Origin of the sequence: Rhodococcus sp. A14 (assembly GCF_011603105.1) — a bacterium.
Classification (GTDB): Bacteria; Actinomycetota; Actinomycetes; order Mycobacteriales; family Mycobacteriaceae; genus Rhodococcus_F; species Rhodococcus_F opacus.
The window spans coordinates 25,764-49,954 of sequence record NZ_JAAOQS010000034.1; the positions used below are offsets into that span (position 1 = coordinate 25,764).

25 protein-coding genes, 1 tRNA gene and 1 pseudogene are annotated in these 24,191 nt (G+C 66.7%); 11 read left to right on the plus strand and 16 right to left on the minus strand.

Translation table 11 applies throughout. The features are described 5' to 3' along the window. Positions 1 to 3: 3 nt before the first annotated feature. The 5 genes and pseudogenes from G9373_RS19335 (at position 4) to G9373_RS19355 (ending at position 4,971) form a co-directional block, all read left to right on the plus strand. Positions 4 to 1,443 (plus strand): HAD-IB family hydrolase, encoded by a 1,440-nt coding sequence (locus tag G9373_RS19335; protein WP_054248090.1) that lies wholly within the window; start codon positions 4 to 6, stop codon positions 1,441 to 1,443. Positions 1,444 to 1,482: 39 nt separating this feature from the next. Next, positions 1,483 to 1,815, plus strand: a pseudogene (locus G9373_RS19340) (YciI family protein); the annotation flags it as partial. Beyond that, positions 1,812 to 2,147: a sigma factor gene (locus G9373_RS19345; RefSeq protein ID WP_346842836.1), complete on the plus strand. Its 336-nt coding sequence runs from the start codon at positions 1,812 to 1,814 to the stop codon at positions 2,145 to 2,147. The pseudogene G9373_RS19340 and the gene G9373_RS19345, both read left to right, overlap by 4 nt. 75 nt (positions 2,148 to 2,222) lie before the next feature. Continuing rightward, positions 2,223 to 2,852, plus strand: coding sequence for a hypothetical protein (locus tag G9373_RS19350; protein ID WP_167116222.1), 630 nt, complete (start codon positions 2,223 to 2,225; stop codon positions 2,850 to 2,852). Between the two features lie 76 nt (positions 2,853 to 2,928). Next, the gene (locus tag G9373_RS19355; protein WP_167116225.1) at positions 2,929 to 4,971 is read left to right on the plus strand and encodes an ABC transporter ATP-binding protein; all 2,043 of its coding nucleotides are present in this window, start codon (positions 2,929 to 2,931) and stop codon (positions 4,969 to 4,971) included. 3 nt (positions 4,972 to 4,974) lie between these two features. Here G9373_RS19355 and G9373_RS19360 read toward each other — a convergent pair whose 3' ends face one another. Both G9373_RS19360 and G9373_RS19365 read right to left on the minus strand, forming a co-directional pair. Further along, complete coding sequence (locus G9373_RS19360; RefSeq protein ID WP_005255390.1) at positions 4,975 to 5,814, minus strand: SDR family oxidoreductase; 840 nt, start codon at positions 5,812 to 5,814, stop codon at positions 4,975 to 4,977. Between the two features lie 139 nt (positions 5,815 to 5,953). Then, on the minus strand, positions 5,954 to 6,097 hold the full coding sequence (locus G9373_RS19365; RefSeq protein ID WP_005561362.1) for a hypothetical protein: 144 nt from the start codon (positions 6,095 to 6,097) through the stop codon (positions 5,954 to 5,956). A 643-nt stretch (positions 6,098 to 6,740) separates the two neighbouring features. Between G9373_RS19365 and G9373_RS19370 the strand changes: the two genes are divergently transcribed. Next, the gene (locus tag G9373_RS19370) at positions 6,741 to 7,157 is read left to right on the plus strand and encodes a helix-turn-helix domain-containing protein (RefSeq protein WP_005238699.1); all 417 of its coding nucleotides are present in this window, start codon (positions 6,741 to 6,743) and stop codon (positions 7,155 to 7,157) included. Positions 7,158 to 7,289: 132 nt separating this feature from the next. Continuing rightward, positions 7,290 to 8,708 carry a glucose-6-phosphate dehydrogenase (NADP(+)) gene (locus G9373_RS19375; protein ID WP_120659463.1) on the plus strand — a complete coding sequence of 473 codons (1,419 nt, stop codon included), beginning with the start codon at positions 7,290 to 7,292 and terminating at the stop codon, positions 8,706 to 8,708. A gap of 14 nt (positions 8,709 to 8,722) precedes the next feature. Here the strand turns inward: G9373_RS19375 and G9373_RS19380 are convergent, their stop codons facing one another. The 8 genes from G9373_RS19380 to G9373_RS19420 form a co-directional block, all read right to left on the minus strand. Then, positions 8,723 to 9,736 carry a hypothetical protein gene (locus tag G9373_RS19380; protein ID WP_005561366.1) on the minus strand — a complete coding sequence of 338 codons (1,014 nt, stop codon included), beginning with the start codon at positions 9,734 to 9,736 and terminating at the stop codon, positions 8,723 to 8,725. Then, a complete protein-coding gene (locus G9373_RS19385; RefSeq protein WP_065489994.1) occupies positions 9,736 to 10,236 on the minus strand; it encodes an ImmA/IrrE family metallo-endopeptidase in 501 nt (166 codons plus the stop codon). Before G9373_RS19385 ends, G9373_RS19380 begins: the two co-directional genes overlap by 1 nt. 2 nt (positions 10,237 to 10,238) lie before the next feature. Then, positions 10,239 to 11,156, minus strand: coding sequence for a cell surface protein (locus tag G9373_RS19390; RefSeq protein ID WP_346842837.1), 918 nt, complete (start codon positions 11,154 to 11,156; stop codon positions 10,239 to 10,241). A gap of 558 nt (positions 11,157 to 11,714) precedes the next feature. Next, a tRNA-Ala gene (locus G9373_RS19400) sits at positions 11,715 to 11,790 on the minus strand. 97 nt (positions 11,791 to 11,887) lie between these two features. Beyond that, entirely contained in the window at positions 11,888 to 12,628 is a 741-nt protein-coding gene (gene glpR / locus G9373_RS19405; RefSeq protein WP_005255377.1) for a gephyrin-like molybdotransferase receptor GlpR, read from the minus strand. Between the two features lie 274 nt (positions 12,629 to 12,902). After that, positions 12,903 to 13,538 (minus strand): GNAT family protein, encoded by a 636-nt coding sequence (locus G9373_RS19410; protein ID WP_167116228.1) that lies wholly within the window; start codon positions 13,536 to 13,538, stop codon positions 12,903 to 12,905. Between the two features lie 25 nt (positions 13,539 to 13,563). Then, positions 13,564 to 14,823 (minus strand): gephyrin-like molybdotransferase Glp, encoded by a 1,260-nt coding sequence (gene glp / locus G9373_RS19415; RefSeq protein WP_005238688.1) that lies wholly within the window; start codon positions 14,821 to 14,823, stop codon positions 13,564 to 13,566. 21 nt (positions 14,824 to 14,844) lie between these two features. Then, the gene (locus G9373_RS19420) at positions 14,845 to 15,765 is read right to left on the minus strand and encodes a UTP--glucose-1-phosphate uridylyltransferase (protein WP_005567389.1); all 921 of its coding nucleotides are present in this window, start codon (positions 15,763 to 15,765) and stop codon (positions 14,845 to 14,847) included. A 105-nt stretch (positions 15,766 to 15,870) separates the two neighbouring features. On the opposite strand from G9373_RS19420, the gene G9373_RS19425 reads away from it, so the two are divergent. The 4 genes from G9373_RS19425 to mscL all read left to right on the plus strand — a co-directional run bounded on the left by G9373_RS19425 (position 15,871) and on the right by mscL (position 18,223). Then, entirely contained in the window at positions 15,871 to 16,449 is a 579-nt protein-coding gene (locus G9373_RS19425; RefSeq protein ID WP_167116231.1) for a 5-formyltetrahydrofolate cyclo-ligase, read from the plus strand. Between the two features lie 104 nt (positions 16,450 to 16,553). Next, entirely contained in the window at positions 16,554 to 16,862 is a 309-nt protein-coding gene (locus tag G9373_RS19430) for an FmdB family zinc ribbon protein (RefSeq protein ID WP_005238679.1), read from the plus strand. A 97-nt stretch (positions 16,863 to 16,959) separates the two neighbouring features. Beyond that, positions 16,960 to 17,673, plus strand: coding sequence for an SAF domain-containing protein (locus G9373_RS19435; protein WP_167116234.1), 714 nt, complete (start codon positions 16,960 to 16,962; stop codon positions 17,671 to 17,673). An 82-nt stretch (positions 17,674 to 17,755) separates the two neighbouring features. Beyond that, the gene (gene mscL / locus G9373_RS19440; RefSeq protein ID WP_009478887.1) at positions 17,756 to 18,223 is read left to right on the plus strand and encodes a large conductance mechanosensitive channel protein MscL; all 468 of its coding nucleotides are present in this window, start codon (positions 17,756 to 17,758) and stop codon (positions 18,221 to 18,223) included. A 68-nt stretch (positions 18,224 to 18,291) separates the two neighbouring features. On the opposite strand, the gene G9373_RS19445 is transcribed toward mscL, so the two are convergent. From G9373_RS19445 to G9373_RS19470, 6 genes are all read right to left on the minus strand, one after another. Next, on the minus strand, positions 18,292 to 18,975 hold the full coding sequence (locus G9373_RS19445) for an MspA family porin (protein ID WP_167116238.1): 684 nt from the start codon (positions 18,973 to 18,975) through the stop codon (positions 18,292 to 18,294). Between the two features lie 72 nt (positions 18,976 to 19,047). Next, on the minus strand, positions 19,048 to 19,731 hold the full coding sequence (locus G9373_RS19450; protein WP_167116242.1) for an MspA family porin: 684 nt from the start codon (positions 19,729 to 19,731) through the stop codon (positions 19,048 to 19,050). Between the two features lie 245 nt (positions 19,732 to 19,976). Then, positions 19,977 to 20,660, minus strand: a complete 684-nt coding sequence (locus tag G9373_RS19455) for an MspA family porin (RefSeq protein ID WP_167116245.1) — start codon at positions 20,658 to 20,660, stop codon at positions 19,977 to 19,979. Positions 20,661 to 20,732: 72 nt separating this feature from the next. Next, positions 20,733 to 21,416, minus strand: coding sequence for an MspA family porin (locus tag G9373_RS19460; protein ID WP_167116242.1), 684 nt, complete (start codon positions 21,414 to 21,416; stop codon positions 20,733 to 20,735). 664 nt (positions 21,417 to 22,080) lie between these two features. After that, complete coding sequence (locus G9373_RS19465) at positions 22,081 to 22,641, minus strand: MogA/MoaB family molybdenum cofactor biosynthesis protein (protein WP_005259905.1); 561 nt, start codon at positions 22,639 to 22,641, stop codon at positions 22,081 to 22,083. Then, on the minus strand, positions 22,641 to 24,125 hold the full coding sequence (locus G9373_RS19470; RefSeq protein ID WP_167116248.1) for a trypsin-like peptidase domain-containing protein: 1,485 nt from the start codon (positions 24,123 to 24,125) through the stop codon (positions 22,641 to 22,643). Before G9373_RS19470 ends, G9373_RS19465 begins: the two co-directional genes overlap by 1 nt. Positions 24,126 to 24,191 lie beyond the last annotated feature (66 nt).

Genomic DNA, 24,191 nt, shown 5'->3' on the forward strand with positions numbered 1-24,191 from the left:
TAGATGAGCGATCTCCGCAGTCTCCACGACGACATCGCGGCCGCCGTTCCCGGCCCGGGCACCCTCGCCGCGTTCGATCTGGACGGCACCTTGATCAGCGGGTACTCCGCGAGCGTCGTCTATCGGGATCGCCTGCGTCGCTTCGACATCAGCGTGGCCGAGCTTCTGCGTACCACGGGCGCCGCGGTGGAGACCCGCTTCCGGGGTGCCGATGTCGGCAACCTGATGCGCATCGGTGTGCAGAGCCTGGCCGGGCGCATGGAGGACGAGATGCAGGAGTGGGGGCAGCGGCTGTTCCGCCAGGAGATCGCGAGGATGATCTTCTCGGAGGTCCGCGGACTGCTCGCCGCGCACCGGCACGCCGGTCACCGGGTGGTGATGGCCACCTCCGCCACCCCCTATCAGGCACTGTCGGTGGCCGCGGACCTCGACATCGACGCCGAGGACGTGCTGTGTACCCGGCCCGCGGTTCTGGACGGAATGCTCACCGGGAAGCTCGAATCGCCGCCGCTGTGGGGTCCCGCCAAGGCCGAGGCACTGCGCGAGTACGCCGACCAGCACGGAGCGGATCTGGGTGACAGCTTCGCGTACTCCAACGGCGCAGAAGATGTTCCGATGCTGAAGTCGGTGGGACATCCCGTGGCACTGAATCCCGACCGCAAGCTGGCAGCGACCGCGCGGCAGAACGGGTGGCCGTCGGTGAATCTGCGACCTCCGGAGAGCGGCGCCGACCCGATGTCCATCGCCCGCACCACCACCGCGATCGGCGCTCTGATGGGGGCGGCCGCGTTCGGTGTCTCCGCCGGCCTGCTCACCCAGAACCGGCAGACGGGCGCCAACCTGGTCGGCAGCTTCGGCCCGGATCTCGCGCTCGCTATCTGTGGGATCAACGTGCGCATCAAGGGCAAGGAGAACGCGTGGTCGGCCAGGCCCGCGGTCTTCATGTTCAATCACCAGAGTTCGCTCGACATGCTGGTGATCGGCAGCGTCATCCGGCGCGATGTCACCGGCGTCGCGAAGAAGGAGGCCGCGCGGGATCCCCGGTTCATTCCCGTGGGGGCTCTGCTCGACGTCGCGTACATCGACAGGGCGGACAGCACGAAGGCGAGGGCGGCCCTCCGCCCGGCGGTGGAGAAACTGCAGTCCGGCATCTCCATCGCGATCGCCCCCGAGGGCACCCGCTCGCCGACTCCGCGCCTCGGCAGGTTCAAGAAGGGCGGATTCCACCTGGCGATGCAGGCGGGCGTGCCGATCGTGCCGATCGTCATCCACAACGCGGGCGAACGGATGTGGCGGAACTCGCTGGTCGCGCACCCCGGCACGGTCGACGTCGACGTCCTCGCACCCGTGCCGACCGTCGGCTGGGACCTGGCGGATCTCGACCGGCACGTCGACGAGGTGCGCACTTTGTTCGAGGACTGTCTGCACGCCGGGCACCGCTGAGAGAGATTTCCTCGAAAGGTTCCCGAAGTATGTCGAGACCCCGAGGACGCGCAGGCGCACATCCGGTTCCAGCAGGATCTCAACGCGGAGCTCGTCGCCAGGGGGGAACTCGTCGACGCTCAGGGGATCGCCGGACCGGACGTCGCGAAACGTGTCACGTTCGACGGCAAGGGCGCTCCGGTGGTGACCGACGGACCGTTCCCCGAATCGAAGGAACTGCTCGCCGGGTACCGCATGGTCGACGTCGAATCGGAGGAGCGGGCGCTGGAGATCGCCGCTCAGACGTCGGCGGCACCGGGTCCGGACGGGGTGCCGATCCAGCATCCGATCGAGGTGCGTCAGGTGATGGGCGCACCCGACACCGATCTGTGAGAACCGACGCCGAAATCGAGGGCCTGCTGCGCGAACTCGCGCCGCAGGTCCTCGGTGCGCTCGTGCGGAGGTCCGGTGATTTCGAGGGATCCGAGGACGCGGTGCAGGAGGCGCTGCTCGCGGCGGCCCGGCACTGGCCGCGGGAGGGGTTGCCGGACAATCCGCGGGGCCGGCTGATCCAGACCGCCACTCGCAAGATGACCGATCAGATCCGCAGTGAGATCGCCCGCCGCAGGCAGGAAGAGGTGGCTGCCCGGCAGGAACCGCCGTCGACGGACGTGCCCGACAGCGACGACACCCTGCTCCTCGACGGGGTGTCACAACCTGAGTAGTCGACTACGCGCGACGAGACGCCGACCGTACGGGAAAGTCGGAGGAAACCCGTGGTGGGCCGAAGGAGCAGGACGATGAACGAGCGTGAGGGCGTGAAACCCGTCGATCGAATGGACGGGCGGCGCAACGAGTTTCGGATCAGCATGCTCGTGGCCTCGATGGCCGTCGTCGGCACCCTGATCGGTTCCGTGTGCGGAGGCGTGTTCACCTTGCTGAACACGTCGAATCAGGTGGAGGCGACGGTGAACCAATCGTCGAACGAGTTCCTGCGAACGCAGCGGCAGCAGATCTACTCGGAACTCCTGACCGCCGCCAACGAGGTGCGTATCACCTCGGGTTCCGTCTCGGTGGCCTTCGACCATTTCGACGGAACCGATCTCCTGACCATGATCGCCGATGTCCTCCGTCCGCTACCGCAACAGAACATCGTCCTCGTCTCGAAGTTCACGGCGGTGGAGTTGATCGGATCCGAACCGGTCGTGGAATCGGCACGGCGAATGGTGGTCGAGTATCTGGCTGGATCCGAGACCATCGGCTGGCTGAGCACCGACTTCGCGACGGATGACGTCGTTTCGGCGGACACCCTGTCCACCCGCCAACAACAGTTCGCCGACCACTTCCAGGCCGGGATGAGCGCCCAGGACGACTTCCTCTCCGCGGTGCGAGACGAACTCTGCATCCCCGAGCAGGGGGACCTACCGTAACCACCGGACCGGAGCATCAGGACGGGCCGCGTCGAATCGGCTCGCCAGGACTGCGGGGGATGGGCACGATGGGGAGATGCCCGCGACCGATCCCACATCCACACAGCAGGCTTCGGAGGCACCCGCCGAGCCTTCGCTGCTCCCCCGCATCTGGGTGCTCCTGCGTCCGTACCGCGGGTGGCTGGTGCTCGTCGCGGCCGCCATCGTCGTCTCATCACTGCTCGGCATCGTGAATCCCTTCCTCACGAAGGCGGTGTTCGACCGCGCACTGTTCCCCACCGACGACAGCGGTGTCCATCTGACACTGCTGCTGTGGCTGGTCGTGACCATGATCGCGGTGACGCTCGCGGGTTCGTTGATCGGCGTCGGCCAGAGTTACCTCACCACCAAGGTCGGCAACCTGTCGATGGCGGATCTCCGGGAGCGTCTGTTCGCCCACCTCGAGACGATGGAACTGGCGTTCTTCACGTCCACCAAAACGGGCTCGATCCAATCGCGGCTGGCCAACGACGTCGGTGGGGTGCGGTCGGTTCTCACGTCCACGGCGTCGAGCATCCTGTCGAACGTCGTCACCGTCACGGCGTCCCTCATCGCGATGCTGCTGCTGTCGTGGCAGCTGACGCTTCTCGCCGTCGCACTGCTTCCCGGCTTCGTCTACCTGCAGCGGCGGGTCGGCGCCCGGCGACGCGTTCTGGCGCGCAAGACGCAGGAGTCGTTGTCGGACATGACCGCCATTACCGAGGAAGCGCTGAGCGTCTCGGGTGTGCTGCTGACGAAGGTGTTCAACCAGGCCGACACCGAACTCGACCGGTATCGGACCGAGAACGCGCGGCAGACCGAGCTTCAGGTGCGGCAGGCCATGACGGGTCAGGGCTTCTTCGCCGTCGTCTCTTCGTTCATGGCGATCACGCCCGCTCTCGTCTACCTGCTGGCGGGGTATCTCGTCAGCGGCGGTTCCGCGGCTCTCTCGGCGGGCACACTCGTCGCGTTCTCGACCCTGCAGGCCAGATTGCTGCAACCGTTGGTCTCGCTCATGCGGGTGACCCTCGACGTCCAGACGTCGATGGCGTTGTTCCGCCGCATCTTCGAGTACCTCGACCTGCAGCCCGCGATCGTGAACCGCCCGGACGCCGTCGAGTTGCCTGCGGACTCCCCCGGCCGGGTGGAGTTGGACGACGTGTACTTCGCGTATCCCGCGCCCGTCCGGCTGGCCACCGCAGATCCCGACCCGGTGGCGCTGCGCAGTCTGGGTCGCGGCGGCGGGGGCGGCATGCGCGGCGTCGCGACCGTCGCGCCGCGGTTCCCGGCCGCGGCGCCCGAAACCGAACCGGCGGAACGTCGCAGCCGGCGCTGGGCGGTCGCGGGCACGTCCCTGGAGATCGAGCCGGGTCAGCTCGCCGCCTTCGTCGGTCCGTCCGGCGCAGGCAAGACCACGCTCTGCTACCTCGTGCCGCGCCTGTACGAGGTCGACAGTGGCGCCGTCCGGGTCGACGGCTACGACGTGCGCGACCTGACCATGAGCTCGCTCTCCGAGGCGGTCGGAATGGTCACCCAGGACCCGTATCTGTTCCACGCCTCGATCGCCGACAACCTTCGATATGCCAAACCGGACGCGACCGATGCCGAACTGGAGGCCGCCGCCGCGGCCGCCAACATTCACGACCGCATCCTCGGATTCGACGACGGATACGACACCCTGGTGGGCGAAAGAGGATTTCGCCTGTCCGGTGGCGAGAAGCAGCGATTGGCCATCGCGCGGGTGCTGCTGAAGAACCCCCGCGTACTGATCCTCGACGAGGCGACGTCCGCGCTCGACACGGTCTCCGAGCGCCTCGTCCAGCGCGCTCTCGGCGAGGTGATGCGCGGACGCACCACCCTTGCGATCGCCCACCGGCTGTCGACCATTCAGCACGCCGACGTGATCTTCGTGATCGACGAGGGAACGCTCATCGAGCGCGGCACGCACACCGAACTCCTTGCACGACAAGGGTTGTACGCGCGACTGCACGCCGAGCAGTTCGGTGGCGGACAGGTCGAGTGCCGGTGCACCGACGGCGTCCGATTCACCGACGGGACGGTACTGGCCCCGAGCGCCCCGGTCCCAGGCGGAGAGTTCTAGCTCCTACAGGAACTTGCTGAACTGGTCGTTCGCCCGCTGCATCACGAAGTCGTACGGCGGCGAGAACTTGCGCGCCCACCAGTAGCCGAACCGGATGTCCGGCGACGTGTACACCAGGTACCGGTCCTTCTTGATGCCGGCGATGATGCAGGACGCGACCTTCTCGGGCGTGACGGCCCGCTTCTCGAAGCGATGGATCGCCTTCTGGATGCGCGGGTCGTCGCGATCGACCCCGGCGATCTCGACCGTGCCCACCAGCGGCGTCTTGACCGCGCCGGGAACAACGAGGCTCACACCGATGCCGTGCCGTTTGAGATCGAACCGCAGAACCTCGGACACTCCGCGGAGCCCGAATTTGCTTGCGCTGTAGGCGGCATGCCACGGCAGCGCCAGCAAGCCGGCGGCAGAAGAGACGTTGACCAGGTGACCGCCGCGTCCCGCCCGCACCATCGGGGGCAGGAAGCTCTCGATGATGTGGATCGGACCCATCAGGTTGACGTCCACCATGGACTTCCAGTGGCGGTGTTCGAGATTCTCGACGGTCCCCCACGCGGAGATACCGGCGACGTTCATGACGACGTCGAGGCTGCCGAACTGATCGTGGACATCGGCGGCGAATGCGGCGACGGCATCGTAGTCGGACACGTCGAGGGCACGCGAGAAACTGACGGTGCCCCCGCGGCTGCCGACCTGTTCGACCGTCTGCGCCAGGCCGACCTCGTTGATGTCGGTGAGGAAGAGTTCGGCGCCCTCCGCCGCGGCCGCCAGGGCGGTCGCCTGTCCGATCCCGCTACCTGCACCCGTGATCAGGCACTTCTTGCCGTCCAGCGTTTTGATCGCCATAGCCGTGCGCGCCCCCGTCGTCACCGATCCGTGTCGGCTGGAAGTCTACGCACGCAATCTGATTGCGCGCACGCAACCGCAGCGGTGCCTTTCCCGAGGAAAACGCGAACCGGCCCTCTCCGGGCCGGTTCGTGACGGTTCACAACCGCTGGGTCATTTCTTCCTGATAGGTACGAATCGTCCTCTCGATTCCGTTGGCGTCGTCGTCGTTTCCTCGGTGCCGGGCGTCGTCGGCGCGCTCGCGCAGAACTCGAATCGCCTTCCGAAGCTCGGCGTCACTCATTCTGTGTTCCATATCACAATCATCCCCGACGGCTTCAGATTTGACCAGACTCGGGGGCGCACCGGAGCGGCAAAACCCCGGCTGAGCTGGACACTCGTCCAACCAGGCGGCGCGAACCCGCGAAGAGCACGCGGCGGCCGTGACGCGGATCGGGGGCGCGCGGCCTGGCGCCCGCGCGGATGCCACAACTTCACAGTAGTGTTCACGAGGCCCCGCGGGCCGCGAGCGACCTCTCCACGTTGCGATGCGCAACGCAACACGGTGCCCCTGAACTGGGGATATTAACCGGGCAGCCTCACGGCGCACACCCCTGCGACGTTGCCAGCTAACTCTCAGTGATTGAAAGAGCAACCACACAATCGGCCCGGCAACCACAACCGGCCCAGCGGGCTCCAGTCACCCCACCTCCGCGCCTCTCTTGAACTTTCAACGGTAGCGCGTGCGTGACGAGCACAGAGGGCTCCCGAAATGTCGGCGATCCGCGAGCGACGAACAGGCGATCGTTGAAACATATATGAGATAAGCACGGAGTCGGCGGACGACGTTTTGCCTCTATGTCCGTGAGTTATCAATCGGTTATCATCGTGGTACGGTGTCGTTCACACGACTGACGCCCGCACGAGAGAGGACCCGGCGGCTCACAATGGCAGATTTTGCTGCGCGGTTGAACAAGCTCTTCGACACGGTCCACCCTCCGGGACGTAAACCGCATACCAACGCCGAGGTCGCGGCGGCACTCATCGCAGACGGACACCAGATCTCGAAGCCCTACATCTCCCAGCTCCGGTCGGGACAACGCACCAACCCCTCCGACGAGACGGTCGCGGCGTTCGCCCGCTTCTTCAAGGTGAAGCCCGACTACTTCTTCAACGACATCTACGCCGCGAAGATCGATCACGATCTCGAGCTTCTCTCTCAACTCCAGGGATACGGACTTCGCAAGCTCTCCAGCCGCGCGTTCGACCTCTCCGAAGAGTCGCAGAACCTGCTCACCACGATGGCCGAGAAACTCCGCGCCAGCGAGGGGTTGCCGGAGGTCCCACCGGACGCGTCCCGCTGATCACCGGAGTCGTTGGGCAGCAACGAGTTCGCCGCAGGTCCCTCCCGACGTCCGGGTAGAAGTCACCTAACGCACCCGACGACACCGCCGGAATGCCCTGCCCGGTGTGCCCACGTGGCGCATGATGGAGCAATGGTTGACAGACCGCAGCTCGGTCCCACGATCTTCGTGCTCTTCGGTGCCACCGGGGACCTGTCCAAACGCATGGTCCTCCCCGCGTTCTTCCAGCTCGCTCGGTCAGGGCTCCTGAACTCCGAGTGGATGCTGATCGGCACCGGCCGGGGCAACGTCTCCGACGATCAGTTCCGCGACCACGTGCGCGACGTCGTGAACCAATTCGGAGTGCCGCACGACGACACAGACTGGGAGACGTTCGCCCGGCGGCTGAGATTCGCGGGCGGCGGTTTCACCCCGGACAACCCGGGAACGCTCCCCGCAGCCGTTCGGCAGGCGCGGGACGACCTCGACGCGGCAGATGCGCAGTTGGTTCACTACCTGGCCCTGCCACCCAGCACGTTCGCCGAGACCACCCGCGCGCTCGGCGCTCACGACCTGGCCCGTGGCGCACGCGTCGTGTACGAGAAACCGTTCGGGACGTCGCACGAGGCGTTCACCGAACTCGACGAAGCCGTGCACCACGTCCTCGACGAGAAGCAGATCTATCGAATCGATCATTTCCTCGGCAAGGAGAGCACCCAGAATCTGCACATCCTGCGCTTCGCGAACGGGCTGATCGAGGGCGTCTGGAACCGGGAACACGTCGAGCAGGTACAGATCGACGTGCCCGAGACACTCGACATCGACGACCGCGCCCGGTTCTACGACGCCACCGGTGCCGTCCTGGACATGCTGGTGACGCACCTGTTCCAGGTCGCCGCCGAGATCGCGATGGAGCCGCCGGAGACGTTGGGCGCCGACGATCTCCAATCCGCCCGCGAAACCGTGATCGGGGCGTTCCGTCCGCTCGACACGGCCGACGTGGTGCTCGGCCAGTACGAGGGGTACCGCGACGTCGACGGTGTCGCAGACGATTCGACGACGGAGACGTTCGTCGCCGCACGGTTGTGGGTCGACACGGACCGCTGGCGTGGGGTGCCGTTCCTCCTCCGGACCGGAAAGATGCTGGGCGTCAGCCGACAACGGGTCAGCCTCGTCTTCCGCAGTCCTCGAGGACCGCTCTCGGACATTCCGCCGGACGGCGCCGTCCTGACGTTCGATCTGTCCGGGGACGGCGAGATCGACATCTCCATGGTCGTCAAGGAACCCGGACCCGACGACACACTGTCGGTGGGCCACCTGGGCCTGCCGCTCGACGCGGTACCGCTCGCCCACGCCCTCGCACCGTACTCGCGGCTCATCCTCGACGTCCTGCACGGCGACCGGTCACTGTTCACCCGCCCCGACGGCTTGGCGCACGTCTGGACCGTCGCCGACGCGCTGCTGCGTGACCCTCCCCCGGCCAAGCCGTACCCTGCGGGATCCATGGGACCGCCGGAGGCCGAAGATCTCGCCTCGCCCTGCGGGTGGCTCGTCACCGGTTCACCGGACTGACCGGCGGCTGAAGGCTATTCCGCAGACGATTCGGCGGTGTCCGCCTTCACAGGAACCGGGGCCGACTTCCGGAAGTCGGCGTACGCGTCCGCGAGATCGAGCACCCATCGGCGCGGCGACATGCCCTGGGGCGGCGCGATCCACTCGGTGTCGAGGACGTCGGAGGCGACCGGGTCGTCGATCCAGCCGGCGAGAATCCGGGCGCGTTCGGCGGTCGATTCCGGAAGGTCCTGTTCGTCCGTGTCGAGCATGCCCGCGCCCGCCTGCAGGTACAGCGCATCCATGACGTGTGCGACAGCGTCGGAGGCGCGGAGGACGGTCGTGCTCCCCTTGCCGTCGCCCTCGACCACTTCGGGGAACCGTGAAACGAGCACCGAATGCAGTGTGTTCATGCGGCGCAGGTCCTGGCGTGCGCGGAACCAGGTTTCGACGAGCACCCAGACGGTGCCGACCGAGACGATCACGGCCGCGACGGTGTACGCCGGCGAGGAGCCGACGGCCCACGTCTCGCCCGACACCTCACGCACCAGTCCGACGACCGCCGCAGCCAGGACGATCGCCGATCCGACCACGATCAGTGAGATTCCGCGGCCGAGCGGTGTCCACGCGACGTGCCGGACTCCGGTCACGACCACCGCGGTCAGCGCGATCACGATGAACACCAGCGCAGGAACGGGATATCCACCGGCAAGCCCGATTCCGAGCACGATAGCCACGGTGTAGACGATCACGGCGACGGCACGCAGCGCAGGACGCGGGAGTATCGGCCACACGGAGATCGCGCCGACCGCGCTCGCGGCGGCGAACAACGTCCACGCCAGTTCGAGGATGATCTCCGACAGCCCGACATCCGAGGCCACGGTGTCGAGGCGCCCGGCGACGTCCGGAACGGCCAACGTGGACGCAAGGGCCGCGCTGGACACCGCCACCACCATCGCCACGCGCAGCGGCGTCGGCTGACGCGCGGCGACCCGGCCGATCCGGGCACCCGCGGCCGTCCAGACCACGAGCGCAACCAGCCAGCCCATCAGCCGATCGCCTCGTCGTAGCGGAGCACGGACACGGGAGTTCCGCGCCCCTGCATCGTGTTCAACCGGATGAGCAGCATCGACGCGAACGTCTCGGCCTCCCACTCGGCCACCTTGTCGGACGGCTGCTCGTCTTCCCGCCGTCGCGACCGCTGGCTGAGCATGTAGGCGATCAGATCGTCCCCGGCTTCGAGCGTCGCGGCAACGATCTCGGCTCCTTCGTGCCGAAACACGATGTGACCCAGCTCATGCGCAAGCGTGCGGTCGAGGTCCGGCAGGCCCGGCGCCAGCACGATCACGTCCCGGTCCGGGTACGCGCGCCTCTGGCCGCACACACCGGGCGCCATCGGCTTCGTGAAATCGAGTTCGATGGGACGCTGCCGTTCGCGGGCCACCGCGTCCACCACGTGCCGGAGTGACACCGCTTCGGCCCGGGCCGCCGCGTCACACACCGCGTCCACGGCCGCCGCGACCCGACGATGAGATCTGTTCGCCCCCACGACTACATCCCTCCACTCGAAGCGGACGGGAAGAATTCCGCCCGCGCGGCCGCGATGCGCGCCTGCTGTGCGCGAGCACCCTTGAAGGTCAGCGCACCCGCCCCGCCGGCGCAGCACAGCAGCACGCCGACCCCACCGAGAACGGTGATCGCAGGCAACGGCTCACTGTGGACCACCGGAACCATTCCGGGCGGCGCAGCGGCCGGATCGTCCTGGGCCGGTGTCCCCGCAGCGGGCGACCCTCCGTCGCTGCTCGGGGTCTCGCCGGCAGGGCGATCCTGGGGTGCGGAATCCGCGGGACCACCCGCACCCGGGGCTGCCGCGGCGGCTCCGGAACCGGACCCGGAACCTCCGGCCGGCGCTCCCCCGGACGCCGGAGCTTCGGCAGGACCCTCGGATCCCGTGGCGGCAGCATCGGGACCCGCGTCGTTTCCGGAACCGTCGTCCCCGGACGTGTCCGGGCGCCCGATATCCGGTTCGGCCACGGGCGGCAACTTGATCGGACGGGGCGGAACGACCACGACCCGTGACGTCGAAGGAGTCGACGTCTCCGTGGGTTCGGCGGTGGCGGACGGTTCCGTGGTCTCGGACGGCTCGGCCGTCTCGCTGGGCTCGGCCGTATCACTTGGCTTCGCGGTCTCGCTGGGCTCCCGTGTCTCGCTGGGTTCCCGTGTCTCGCTGGGCTCTCCGCCACCGCAGCCGCGGCGACTCTCGCACGGCGGATGAGGATGCCGGGGCTTGCCGCCGCCGGAAGACTCCGAGGAACCGTCGTCGCATCGACTGTTGGCGCAGTCGTGGTACTGGGGGTCGGCGGAGGCGTCGGAGGGGAACACCGACACGGTGACCCAGCCGAGCCCGGACAAGAAGGCCAGCGCCAGTCCGACCATGGTCAGCCTTCGAACAACACGACGCGCGCTCACTGTGCACCCCCTCGTATTCACGACACCACGTCTACGGCGACGTCGCCGCTGTCATGGTATCGAGCGAACCGAGCGGAGGTGCTGGTGGTGCCGGTGTCGGGGAACCGGCACCACCAGCGGTGCCCGAGCCAGGTGGGACTCGAGCAGCTTCCGAGAACCCCTGCGGGTTCGGCGGTATCGCCTGGAGGTGCTGATCGGTCAGCGGAAGGTCGGCGTCTCCGACGCGGCCCTCGCGATTTCGAGTGGTCGGCCGGAGTTCACAGGACGTTCACCAGCAACATCGTCGCGGTGATGGTCGCGACCACCGTCGCCGGCTCCAAGAACTTCGAGATCTTGCCCATTGCCTGCATGTATTTCCACCCCGTGCGATCGACCCCTTGATGACCTACGGACAGTACACAGCATTCAGTTACCTTTTGGCAAATCGGAGGGTCGGGCATTCCCGCGGCGGCCTCGCTCTACACACCCCGACGATGGCGCTCACCTGGGCCGGAAGACAGAAGATGCGCCGGAATGCAGAAAAGGCACTCACTCCGGGTGGAGTGAGTGCCTTTTCTGTGGTGGAGCTGAGGGGAATCGAACCCCTGACCTCTTCGATGCGAACGAAGCGCGCTACCAACTGCGCCACAGCCCCGCGCGGATCCTGCGATCCGCTCGGCAAACTCTAGCAGGCCACCCGCGGCGGGAGCGAATCGCCTACACCGACGTGGCTTTCGGCCCGATTCGCCCGGCTACTCACCGGCAGCTCGGCGCATCGTGGCCTGCTGCATCGGGGCGTCGTCGAAGTGCTCGAGATGATCGAATTCGGGGTCCTCGTCGTCCACTTCGAGGACGACGGCGCCCGGACGCCGCAACCGGGCCGGGATGAGGCGGAGCTCCTCGTCGCTGCGGGACTCGACACCCAACCGCGAACGGTTGAGACGCGCGGTCCGCCGACGACGGATCTCCTGCTCGATCTGAACCTGCCGGCGCAGATACGCCAAGTAGCCGAAGAGACCGACCACACCGGCCGCGAACACCCACCACATCAGCGGCGAGATGATCAGCCCGAGCGCCGCCGACATGATTGTCGCGAACACCAGCCCGAGAACCGACCGCTGCCGGAACGCGTACCGGGCCTCGCGCGCGATCGCGTCGGCCTCGGGATCGAAGCCGCCACGCCCCCGGCGCGCCGGTACGTACTCACCCACCGGTGCCCGCTCGCCGTCGAACTCGTCTTCCTCTGCGTGAGTGTCCACAAGGTCCTCCGCGTCGTAGCCGTAGTGGTCCGGTTCCGGTTGCCAGTACGGGTCGCTGCGGTGTCCAGCCGCGGGTCCACGCTGCACGGGACGTTCGTCACCGCGGTGCAGCACACGCGTCGCGAGTGCTGCGTCACTGGTTTGCCGAATCCGGGGGCGGTTGTTCACCAGCATCGGAACCAGGACGAAGAGCCACACGACGACGAGCCCGATCCAGAGAAACGAGTTCGGCATACGGCGACCTCCTCCCAATCGTCTACCAGCATGGATACCGCTGTTGACCCACCCAGGCTAACCGCATGAACACGCACATCTTCGCAGACGCGCCGATCTCACCATACTCAGGTGTCACATGCGTAACGCGAAAATGTGGTGCTCGACATGCCCCGAGACGGCAGAGGGAACGATCCGGCAAAGACTCGCCGAAAGCGGAGCCCCGGTCAGGAAGCTTTGATACCGTGAGATAACTGCCGCGTAGCTGGACGCTTGTCCATGTCCGCTGCGGCGGTCACGCCCAGGTGGCTTTGCCACTCCGCACGAGCGAATCCGCCACCGTGCCGGGCACGTCCTCGACGGTCATGCCGACCAGAATGTGGTCGCGCCACTGCCCGTCGACGTCCAGGTAGCGCTTGAGGAGACCCTCCTCGCGGAAGCCGACGTTGCGGAGCACCGCCTGGCTCGCCAGGTTCTCCGGACGCACGGTGGCCTCCACGCGATGCAACCCCACGGGCCCGAAGGCATGATCGAGCCCCAGCGCGAGTGCGCCCGTGGCCACCCCGAGCCCGTTGACGTCGCTGGCCACCCAGTAACCGATCCAGGCGGAGCGCAGTGCACCCCGCACCACGTTGCCGATCGTGATCTGGCCGCAGAAATGGCCGTCGAGTTCGATGGCCATCGGCAGCATGCGACCCTTCCGGGCTTCCGAACGCAAACTGCTGCACAGTCCGGGCCATCCCGAAATATGGTGGCGCGCTTCCCAGGGTGCCTCCCCGGTCGGTTCCCACGGTTCGAGGTGCGCGCGGTCGCGGGTGCGCAGACGACTCCACGCCGACGCGTCACGCAACCTGATGGCGCGCACGGTGACGACGCCACCCTTCACCCGCAAGGGCCCGAGATGCGGCGGCCAACCCGGATGCTGTGTCATCCCGTCTCACACTGTCGCGGTGCCATCAGCCCCGCTGCGCCAGAAAAGCCACGTCCACCTGATCACCGGTCCGGACCTCGGTGATCTCGGGGTCGATGAGGACGAGGCAGTTGGCCTCGGCCAGCGTGGCGAGCAGGTGTGAGGACGCGCCCGGCGCCCCGCCGAGAGCTTGGACGAGGTACTCCCCCGTGGCCTCGTCGCGCATGAGCTGACCTCGGAGAAAACCCTTGCGGTGCTCGATGGACGTGATGGGTGCGACGGTGCGGGCGGTGACGACGCGTCGCATCGGCTGCCTACGCCCCAGCGCGATGCGGATCAACGGGCGCACCATCACCTCGAACACGACGAGGGCGCTCACCGGATTGGACGGGAGCAGGAACGTCGGGACCTCGTCCCGGCCCAGCTGGCCGAAACCCTGGACCGATCCCGGATGCATTGCGACGCGGTCGACCTCGAGGTTGCCGAGATCGGCGAGTGCGTCCCGCACGTCCTCGGAGGCGCCGCCGCCGACCGCACCCGCGATGACGACGATCTCGGACCGGATCAGCTGACCTTCCACCACCTCGCGCAGCCGACGGGCATCGGCGTTCGCGATACCGACCCGGTTGACGTCGGCGCCGGCGTCGCGGGCGGCGGCGGCCAGCGCGTAGGAGTTGACGTCGTAGACCTGGCCGGGACCGGGGGTCCGGTCGACGTCGACGAGTTCGCCACCGACCGAGATGACGGACAGCCGCGGCCGCGGATGCACGAGCACCTTGTCTCGGCCCACCGCCGCCAGCAACCCGACCTGCGCGGCCCCGATGATGGTGCCTGCCCGGACCGCGACGTCTCCGGGCTGCACGTCGTCGCCGGCCCGGCGCACGTAGTCGCCGGAGCGGACGGGTTTGTAGATCTTGACGCGGGCCCGGCCGCCATCCGTGCGGTCGAGCGGAAGGACGGCGTCGGCGAGCGTCGGGAGCGGAGCGCCCGTATCGACCTTGACGGCCTGACGCGGTTGCAGCCGGATCGGCTGCCTCGAACCTGCCGTGACCTCACCGACCACGGGGAGCGACAGTTCGACGGGCGCACCGTCGTCGTCCCGGATGTCGGTTCCGGCGGCCTGGACGTCGACGCTACGGACGGCGTAGCCGTCGATCGCGGCCTGGTCGAAACCGGGAAGCGGACGCTCGGTGACCACCTCTTCGGCACACAGCAGCCCCTGGGCTTCGGAGATCGCCACACGGACCGGCCGCGGCGCCACCGCGGCCGCGGTCACGATCGTCTGTTGCTCCTCGACCGACCGCAAGTTCTTGCCTCCCGAGCTTCTCTAGGAATCCGTCCGCTTCAATCGGTCGATCAGCCATTCGCGCAACGATGGGCCGTACTCCTCCATGTCCAACGCAAAGTCAACCGCAGCACGGAGGTAGCCGCCGGGATTTCCGAGATCGTGTCTCGTGCCTCGGTGCACGACGACGTGAACGGGATGGCCTTCCTTGATGAGGAGGGCGATGGCGTCGGTGAGCTGGAGCTCGCCGCCGGCGCCGGGTTCGATTCGCCGCAGCGCATCGAAGATCGCCCGGTCGAGGAGGTAGCGACCTGCGGCGGCGAACGTGGACGGCGCATCCTCGATGGCCGGTTTCTCGACCATGCCGATGACCTTGAGGACGTCCGGGTTGGTGGCGTCGGGAACCGTCTCGACCTCGAAGACGCCGTACGCGCTCACCTGGTCCTTGGGTACGTCGATGGCGCAGAGGACGGTGCCACCACGCTTGCGGCGGACCCGCGACATCGTCTCGAGCACTCCGCGCGGCATCACCAGGTCGTCCGGGAGGAGCACGGCGATAGCGTCCTCGTCGTCGTCGAGGACCGATTCCGCGCAGCCGACCGCGTGGCCCAGGCCGAGAGGCTCGTCCTGGATTACGGATTCCACCTCGAGCAGGCCGGGAGCCTTGCGCACCTTCTCGAGCAGGTGATACTTGCCGCTGGCCTCGAGCTTGCTCTCGAGCACGAGATCCTCGACGAAGTGGGCGACCACTCCGTCCTTACCCGGCGATGTCACGATCACGAGCCGGCCGGCGCCCGAATCCGCGGCCTCTCCGGCCACCAGTTCGATACCCGGGGTATCCACGACCGGGAGCAGCTCTTTCGGCACGGTCTTGGTCGCGGGGAGGAATCGCGTACCCATTCCCGCTGCGGGCACTACAGCCGTGCGAAAGGCGCTGGCGGTGTGCGGTGCGGCGTCTGTCATGACCACACCATAACTGTGCGGACCTACTCGACAGTCACCAAGTTCCTGTCAGTAACCTCCCGGAACCCGTCGGGGACGCTCACCGGCCGGCTCTAAGGTTGGGGCATGCACGCACGAACGAAGGACGAGTGGCGGCAACTGGTGCTCTCCGGGCGGCGCGCGCTGACCCCCGAACTCCGCACCGCCGAGGACCGGGCGCTTGTCGCGCTCGCCACACAGGGAATCGCCGGTGGATCAACCGTCTGTGCCTACGTTCCCACTGCGCTCGAGCCCGGGTCGCTGGACTTTCTCGACGCCCTCCAACGAGTCGCCGGACGCGTCCTCGTGCCCGTCACCCGCGATCCGGGCCCGCTCCACTGGTCCGAGTTCACGGGTGCGGACGGTCTCGCCGACGCGAGTTACGGCCTCCGCGAGCCGACCGGGCCGGTGTGGGAACCCGACGAGATCCGTTCGGCCGGGACCATTTTCGTTCCCGCCCTGGCCGTCGACCGGCGGGGGGTGCGACTCGGCCGCGGCGCGGGCTTCTACGACCGGACTCTCGGCCTCGCCGCCTCCGACGCGCGGCTGATCACGGTGGTCCGCGACGAGGAACTGGTGTCCGAGCTGCCCGAGGATCTCCATGACGTACGTATGGGATGGGCACTCACCCCCGGCTCGGGCCTCGTCCCGCTCGGCGACCGCTGAGGACGTTTCCCACCCCGGAATAGTTCTCTGATTAGCGTTGTTGGCACTGTCGACTGTAGAGTGCTAACACCTGCGGTTTGACTACACAGTGCGGAGGAACCCCGGTGCCCACTTATTCATACGCGTGCACGGCATGCGACAACCGTTTCGACATCGTCCAGTCGTTCAGTGATGACTCCCTGACCGTCTGCCCCGCGTGCTCGGGCAAGCTTCGCAAACTGTTCAACTCCGTCGGCATCGTCTTCAAGGGCAGTGGTTTCTACCGCACCGACAGCCGCGGCACCTCCGGCGCAGCAAGCGAGCCCGCCAAGACCGATTCTGCTCCCGCCGCGAAGTCGGAAAGTTCGTCGACGGCCTCGTCCAGCTCGTCGAGCACCGCGACCGCCGCACCTGCCAAGGCTGCTGCCAGCTAGTTCTCGCGTCTCCGCGAGTTATCCACAACTTCTCGTCCATCCACAGGCGGGCCCTCTCGGCGTACCCACGGGCCCGCCGGTCTCCTAGCGTCGAACCATGTCGTTCGACCCTGTCCAGACCAGTCGCCGCCGGTCGAACCGAGCACACCGAAGCCTGAGCCCGTCGTGGGCCGACCGGCTGTCGGATCTCGCCCATCCCGGATGGGCCCGCACCCTCGTCGCCAGACGCGTCCTGGCCGCCGCGCTGGTCTGCCTCGCACTGGCCCTCCTCGCCCGCGGAGACCCCGACTCTGCCCGCTCCGCAGTCGTGGTGGCCGCCCGGGATCTCCAACCGGGCGTCGTTCTCACGGACGCCGACGTGGAACTGGTGGAACTCGAGGCCGGGACCCTCCCCGACGGGGCCGTCACCGCACTGGCGGACGTCGCCGGGCGCACCCTCTCCGGACCGACCCGCGCCGGAGAAGCCCTCACCGACGTCCGAGTACTGGGACCCCGTCTCGCCGCGGCAGCAGCGGGCATGGACGACGCCCGGATCGTCCCCGTCCGGCTCGCCGACCCCGCTGTCACGGAACTTCTGCGTGAGGGCGATCGCGTCGACGTGCTCACGGTCGATCCCGGCACACCAGCCAATCCGGAGCGGCGGTCCGGCGCCACCGTGCTGGCGTCCCGCGCCGTCGTGGTGTTGGTGACACCGTCCGAGAACGGGCGCGACCAGCGCGAACGCGTGGTGATGCTCGCTCTTCCGGCATCCGAGGCCACGACGGTGGCCGCGGCATCCCTCACGAGCGCGATCACCGTGACCTTCCAGTGACCCGTCACGCGGAGCCACGCTGATCTAGGCTTTTCTGCGAATAGTGCTGGATGACCTGCCACCCACTCGAGGAGACGTCGACATGCTCAAGGGATTCAAGGACTTCCTGCTCCGGGGGAACGTCCTCGACCTCGCCGTCGCGGTCGTAGTCGGAGCCGCGTTCACCGCCATCGTCACAGCGTTTACCAACAACGTGATCAATCCGTTGATCGCCGTTGCGGGCGGTGCCAACGATCTGGGCTGGGGTTACCAGATCCTCTCCGACAACCCGGCCACCTTCATCAACATCGGCGCCGTCATCACGGCCGTGATCAACTTCGTGATCATCGCCGCAGTCGTGTACTTCATTCTCATCGTCCCGGCCAACGCCGCGAAGAAGCGGTTCATCACCGAGCCCGCAGACAAGAAGGCCAGCGAGGCCGACCTACTGATCCAGATCCGGGACATCCTCGAATCGAGCCTCGAAACCAACGGCGCGACAGCGAGTCCCGACGGAGCGCACGCGATGACCGCGGACAAAGCCGCGAACCTCGAGCAGACCCGCGAATAGCTTCCGACGACTCCGGGCCCGTGCAGCAGCTGCGTGCACGGGCCCGGAGTCATGGGTGGAACGAATTATCAGCCGAGACTGAAGGGCTGTCCCCACAGGGTGACGGTGCTGCTCACGTTGTCCGTCTCGACAGACACGTTCACGTACGACCGCGCCTGCGCGTAGCCGGCGCACCCGCTGACGCCCAGGGTGGAGTCGGCCCAGGTGACCGAACCGTCGGTGCCCTCGAAGCTGTTGTATGCCGAGTGTGACTCTCCGCCGTAGGCGTCGGCCGACTCGAGGTCGAGGATGTCGACGCTGACAGCCTCGCCGGGGCCGAGGGTTACGGCACCACTGCCGCTGGGCGTAACGGGAACGGAAGTGGCGGCCCCGGTCACGAGATCAACGAGGTTCCCCGATTCGACGCCCGCGCCGGCTTCTGCACCGAAGTCGACCTGGCACGCAAGCACGTAGCCGGGCTGAATGTCCGCGCCGGTCGCTCCGGCGCCTTCCAGATGAACTGCAGCCTTGCCGTTGACCCAGACGTTGCGGTGCAACGGAGTCGAACCCATCGACGGCGAAATGTTCGCACTCTCGTCCGTCAGGTTCACCGTCACCACGGTGCCGTCGGCCAGCGTCTGCGTGATCGAACCACCGGGCAGCGGAACGAACGTATCGGCGTTCGCCGCACCGACGGAGAAGAAGCCCATGGTCGCGGCAGCAGCGGCACCGACCGCGGCCAGACGCACACCGTTCTTACGGTTGATGATCATTGTTCCCTCTCAGGGATAGAAACCTCGCACACGCGAGAAAGTGGGTGGGAAGAACTGCGAAAGAGACCGAAATCAGCCGATGCTGAACGGCGCACCGTACAGGACGGTCTTCGAGTAGTCGTTACCCACGATCTCCACGACCGAGTACGACCGAGCCTGCGCGAATCCACCGCACTTCTGAACCTGCAGCTCCGCGTCCTGGTACTGCAGCGCGTACACGCCGTCCTTCTTGATGTCCTTCGAAGCAATCGGGACGTACTTGATCTCACCCGAGTTCAGCGGAACCGACAACCCGAGGCTCGGCGTCATCGAAGACAGATCCGCGGAGAACGACGGGCTCGCCGACAGACCGGTGATGTCCACCTGGCAACCCACGATGTACCCGGTCGACACCCGCGAAACACCATGCGTCGTCGACGCATTCGTACCGTTGTAAGTACCCGCATTGTTCGTCGTGCTGTTCGCCTCCGGAACCTCGGTGACCTCCTTGATGCCCTTGACATCAGCAGTCACAGTTCCCGACACCCACGCCACACGACCGGCGCCATTGGCAGCCAACGACGGCGACGACAGAGCACTCTCCGCAGTACGCGTCAACGTCGCATTCGGACCGGCCTTCGAACCATCAGGCAGCGGGATGAAAGTATCCGCGCTCGCCGCACCAGTGGACATCAAACCGAGTGCAACAGCCGCAGCAGCACCCAGGCCTGCAATACGGGCGCCACGGCGCAGGCCGGACTTGCGGTTCTCGCTCATTCGTTCCCCTCATCAGGCGTGGTTGCTCCGACCTTCGGAGACAGCCCTACCACCTAGCGAGGTCCAAAGTTAGAGCATTCGAGTCTGAAACGTAATATCCGGAAAGGCACATTTACGTAAGCGTTACCCGCCATAAAGGCGCGTTATTTGCGCGTAATAGTCAATTTCGAACGCCAAAAATCGGGGCGCGGGGTATTCCCACGCCCCGATTCCGGGGTATTTCTACTTACTTATGGAAAGAGCAATCAGCCGATGCTGAAGGGCTGTCCCCACAGGGTGACATTGCTGCTCACGTTGTCGGTGCTGACGGCAACCTTGACGTAGCTACGCGCCTGCGCGTAGCCGGCGCACCCGCTGACGCCCAGGGTGGAGTCGGCCCAGGTGACCGAACCGGTCTTGCCGGTGAACTTGTTGCCGCCGGTGTGCGATTCGCCGCCGTAGGCGTCGGCCTTCTCGAGGTCGAGGATGGAGACGTTCTTGGCCTGGCCGGGGCCGAGGGTGATGGCGCCACTGCTCTTGCCGGCCAGCGGGCCGGACACCAGGTTGCCGCTTTCCTCATCGATGGTCATCTTGGTGCTGGCGCCGGCGTCGCCCTTGGCGCCGAAGTCGACCTGGCAGGCGAGGATGTAACCGGGGGTGATGGTGGCTCCCTTGGCTCCAGCGCCGTCGAGCGTGACCGCAGCCTTGCCGTTGACCCAGACGTTGCGGTGCAACGGAGTCGAACCCATCGACGGCGAAATGTTCGCACTCTCGTCCGTCAGGTTCACCGTCACCACGGTGCCGTCGGCCAGCGTCTGCGTGATCGAACCACCGGGCAGCGGAACGAACGTATCGGCGTTCGCCGCACCGACGGAGAAGAAGCCCATGGTCGCGGCAGCAGCGGCACCGACCGCGGCCAGACGCACACCGTTCTTACGGTTGATGATCATTGTTCCCTCTCAGGGATAGAAACCTCGCACACGCGAGAAAGTGGGTGGGAAGAACTGCGAAAGAGACCGAAATCAGCCGATGCTGAACGGCGCACCGTACAGGACGGTCTTCGAGTAGTCGTTACCCACGATCTCCACGACCGAGTACGACCGAGCCTGCGCGAATCCACCGCACTTCTGAACCTGCAGCTCCGCGTCCTGGTACTGCAGCGCGTACACGCCGTCCTTCTTGATGTCCTTCGAAGCAATCGGGACGTACTTGATCTCACCCGAGTTCAGCGGAACCGACAACCCGAGGCTCGGCGTCATCGAAGACAGATCCGCGGAGAACGACGGGCTCGCCGACAGACCGGTGATGTCCACCTGGCAACCCACGATGTACCCGGTCGACACCCGCGAAACACCATGCGTCGTCGACGCATTCGTACCGTTGTAAGTACCCGCATTGTTCGTCGTGCTGTTCGCCTCCGGAACCTCGGTGACCTCCTTGATGCCCTTGACATCAGCAGTCACAGTTCCCGACACCCACGCCACACGACCGGCGCCATTGGCAGCCAACGACGGCGACGACAGAGCACTCTCCGCAGTACGCGTCAACGTCGCATTCGGACCGGCCTTCGAACCATCAGGCAGCGGGATGAAAGTATCCGCGCTCGCCGCACCAGTGGACATCAAACCGAGTGCAACAGCCGCAGCAGCACCCAGGCCTGCAATACGGGCGCCACGGCGCAGGCCGGACTTGCGGTTCTCGCTCATTCGTTCCCCTCATCAGGATTCATGCAGGTTCCCAGCCCCGACGATCGAAGCTGAGGAGTGGTCCATTTCGGGCCCAGCGCAGTATTCGCAGCAAAGGTGTCCGCAGCGTTAACTGCGGACGACCAGTTGCCGGAATTTCGACACTAGAGACAAACCTCACAAGGAGGCTCGTCTGGGCGACGACGTGGCACCACGCCCCGCCCTCCATCTTCGTACTGACTCGTCAGGGACATTAACCCGAGCTAAGAACCTGGGCAACGTGATCAGCTCGTGACGCAATTGTGATGTGCCTCACAAAGTTGAAAACGAAACGTTACCTACGGGTAGCCCCGCTTTTGGGTCGCGTGAACGAAAGCGGCCGTACCAGTGGTTTTCCGGGCGCGATTTTTTCCGTTACTTTCGACAACACTTAGATTCATCCAGATTTCAATCACGCGTCTACCCGTGATGAGGGGGAACCTGACGCCGAATCCACTCCTCGGACTCGTTGCGTTTGTCCACATACTGAGACGCCTCGTCCTGTCCGCGTTCGTCCGCGGTGGTGTCGGGGAATACGTCCCCGAAGATGCGTTCGAGCCGGGCCCTGTCGATCGGGGCCCGGCTCGGAACTGCCTGCTCGTCGGTCTCGCTGGGCGAGTCCGGCTCGTCGGAACGAGAAATCGTCTCAGCCTTCCAGACCGGACAATTCGGAAATCACGTGCGCCGCGAGCGGCGTCAGCGTAGCCATGCCGTCCCGGACCGCGGCGCGGGAGGAGGCGAGGTTTACCACGAGTGTGCTGCCGGACACTCCGGCGAGCCCGCGGGAGAGGCCCGCATCCAGCGAACCGGCAGCGAGACCCGAAGACCGGAGGGCCTCCGAGATTCCCGGAATCTCGCGGTCGAGGACCTCGGCCGTGACGTCGGGGGCGACGTCGCGCGGCGACACGCCGGTGCCGCCGACGGAGACGACGAGGTCGACGCCCCCGATGACGGCGGTGTTGAGCGCGTTGCGGATCTCCACCTCGTCGGCCGCCACCGCCACGATGGCGTCGACGATGAAGCCGGCCTCGTTCAGCAGTTCTGTCACCAGAGGCCCGATGGAGTCCTTGCCGTCACCGTGAGCGGTGCGGTCGTCGACGATTACCACCAGCGCGCGGCCGGCCAGCGAGGCTTCGATGTCCATGGTCCCCACCGTAGTGGCCCCGTTCAGAACGGACTCGACCTGCCCGAGAATCCCGGCGTTCATCAGCGGCCACCCTGTTCGGCGGTTCCGAGCGTGACGTCGACGGTCTTGGAATTGGATCCGTTCCCGTCGGTGTAGGTGATGGACACATTGTCTCCCGGTGCGTGTGAACGGATGGCGGCGATGAGCGCGTCGCCACTGGTGATGACGCGGTCGTCGACCTTGGTGATCACCGACCCCTTCGGAATTCCCGCCTTCTCCGCCGGGCTGCCCGACGTGACCTCGACGACGGTGGCACCGTTGGCGGCGTCCTGCGACGGGACCTGGATCCCGATGACGGCCTGAGTGGCCTTGCCTGTCTTGACCAGCTCGTCCGCGATGCGCCGGGCCTGGTCGACCGGGATCGCGAAGCCGAGTCCGATGGATCCGCTCTGCTCGCCCGCACCCGAACCGCCGATGCTCGCGATGGCGGTATTGATGCCGATCAGCTGGCCGTCCATGTTGACGAGGGCGCCGCCCGAGTTGCCCGGGTTGATCGCCGCGTCCGTCTGGAGGGCGTCGATGACGGTGTTCTGGTTGCCGGACTCACCGCTGGTGGACACCGGGCGATCGAGCGCCGAGATGATGCCCTCGGTGACGGTCCCGGCCAGGCCGAGGGGCGACCCGATCGCGACGACCTGCTGCCCGACCTGGACGTTGCCGGACGTTCCCAGCTCGATCGGAGTGAGGTCGGTCTTGCCGTCCACCTTGATGACCGCGAGATCGGACACCGGGTCGGCGCCGACCAGCTTGGCGTCCGCCGTGCTGCCGTCCGAGAAGGCGACGGTCAGCTTGCCGCCCTTGGCGGCCGCGCCAGCCACATGATTGTTGGTGAGGATCATGCCGTCGGACGAAATGACGATGCCGGATCCTTCTCCACCGGAACCGCCGGCCGTCGCCACCTCGATCTGGACGACACTCGGGACCACCTTGTTCGCGACCGCCTGCACCGAACCTGCCGGTGCGTTCGCGGCCGGGGTCGCGGTGTTGTTCTTGGGGGCGTCGAGGGAGTTGGTCACCGCGGCGCCGCTGCCGTTCCGTTCGGTTGCCAGGGAGCCCACAACGCCACCGATGCCGCCGCTCACGAGAGCGAGCGCCACAGCGCCCACCACGATGGCGGTGCGGGCGGGACGCTTGGTCGCGGTCGCCGTCGATCCCTCGCCGGCCTGTCCGGGGCCCTGAAGGCCTGGGAACGGGCCCTGGGGCGCCCCGTGCTGCCCGGCAGCGTGCTGGCCGACCGGGTGCCCCGGAGCGCCGTGCTGAGGCTGCCCGAACTGCTGTGTGGGCTGGTGCGGCACACCGTACGGATTGCTCTGGGGGTACCCGGCGCCGTAGGCCTGCTGACCCATCGGACCGCCCGCGGGGTTCTGCGGAGTGGCCGGAAACTGTTCGGTCGGGTGGTGACCCGGCGCCGCCTGCGGGTGGGCAGGCTGATCGGGGCGCGCGCCCTGGTCGCCACCCGCAATGTCGCGGCTGTTGCCGTCGTGACTGTTTCGATCGTCGGTCATCGCATCACTTCCATCTCCCGCGACCGCCCGCAGGGGCAGTCGCACCGTCTCTGTGTACGAGAGTGC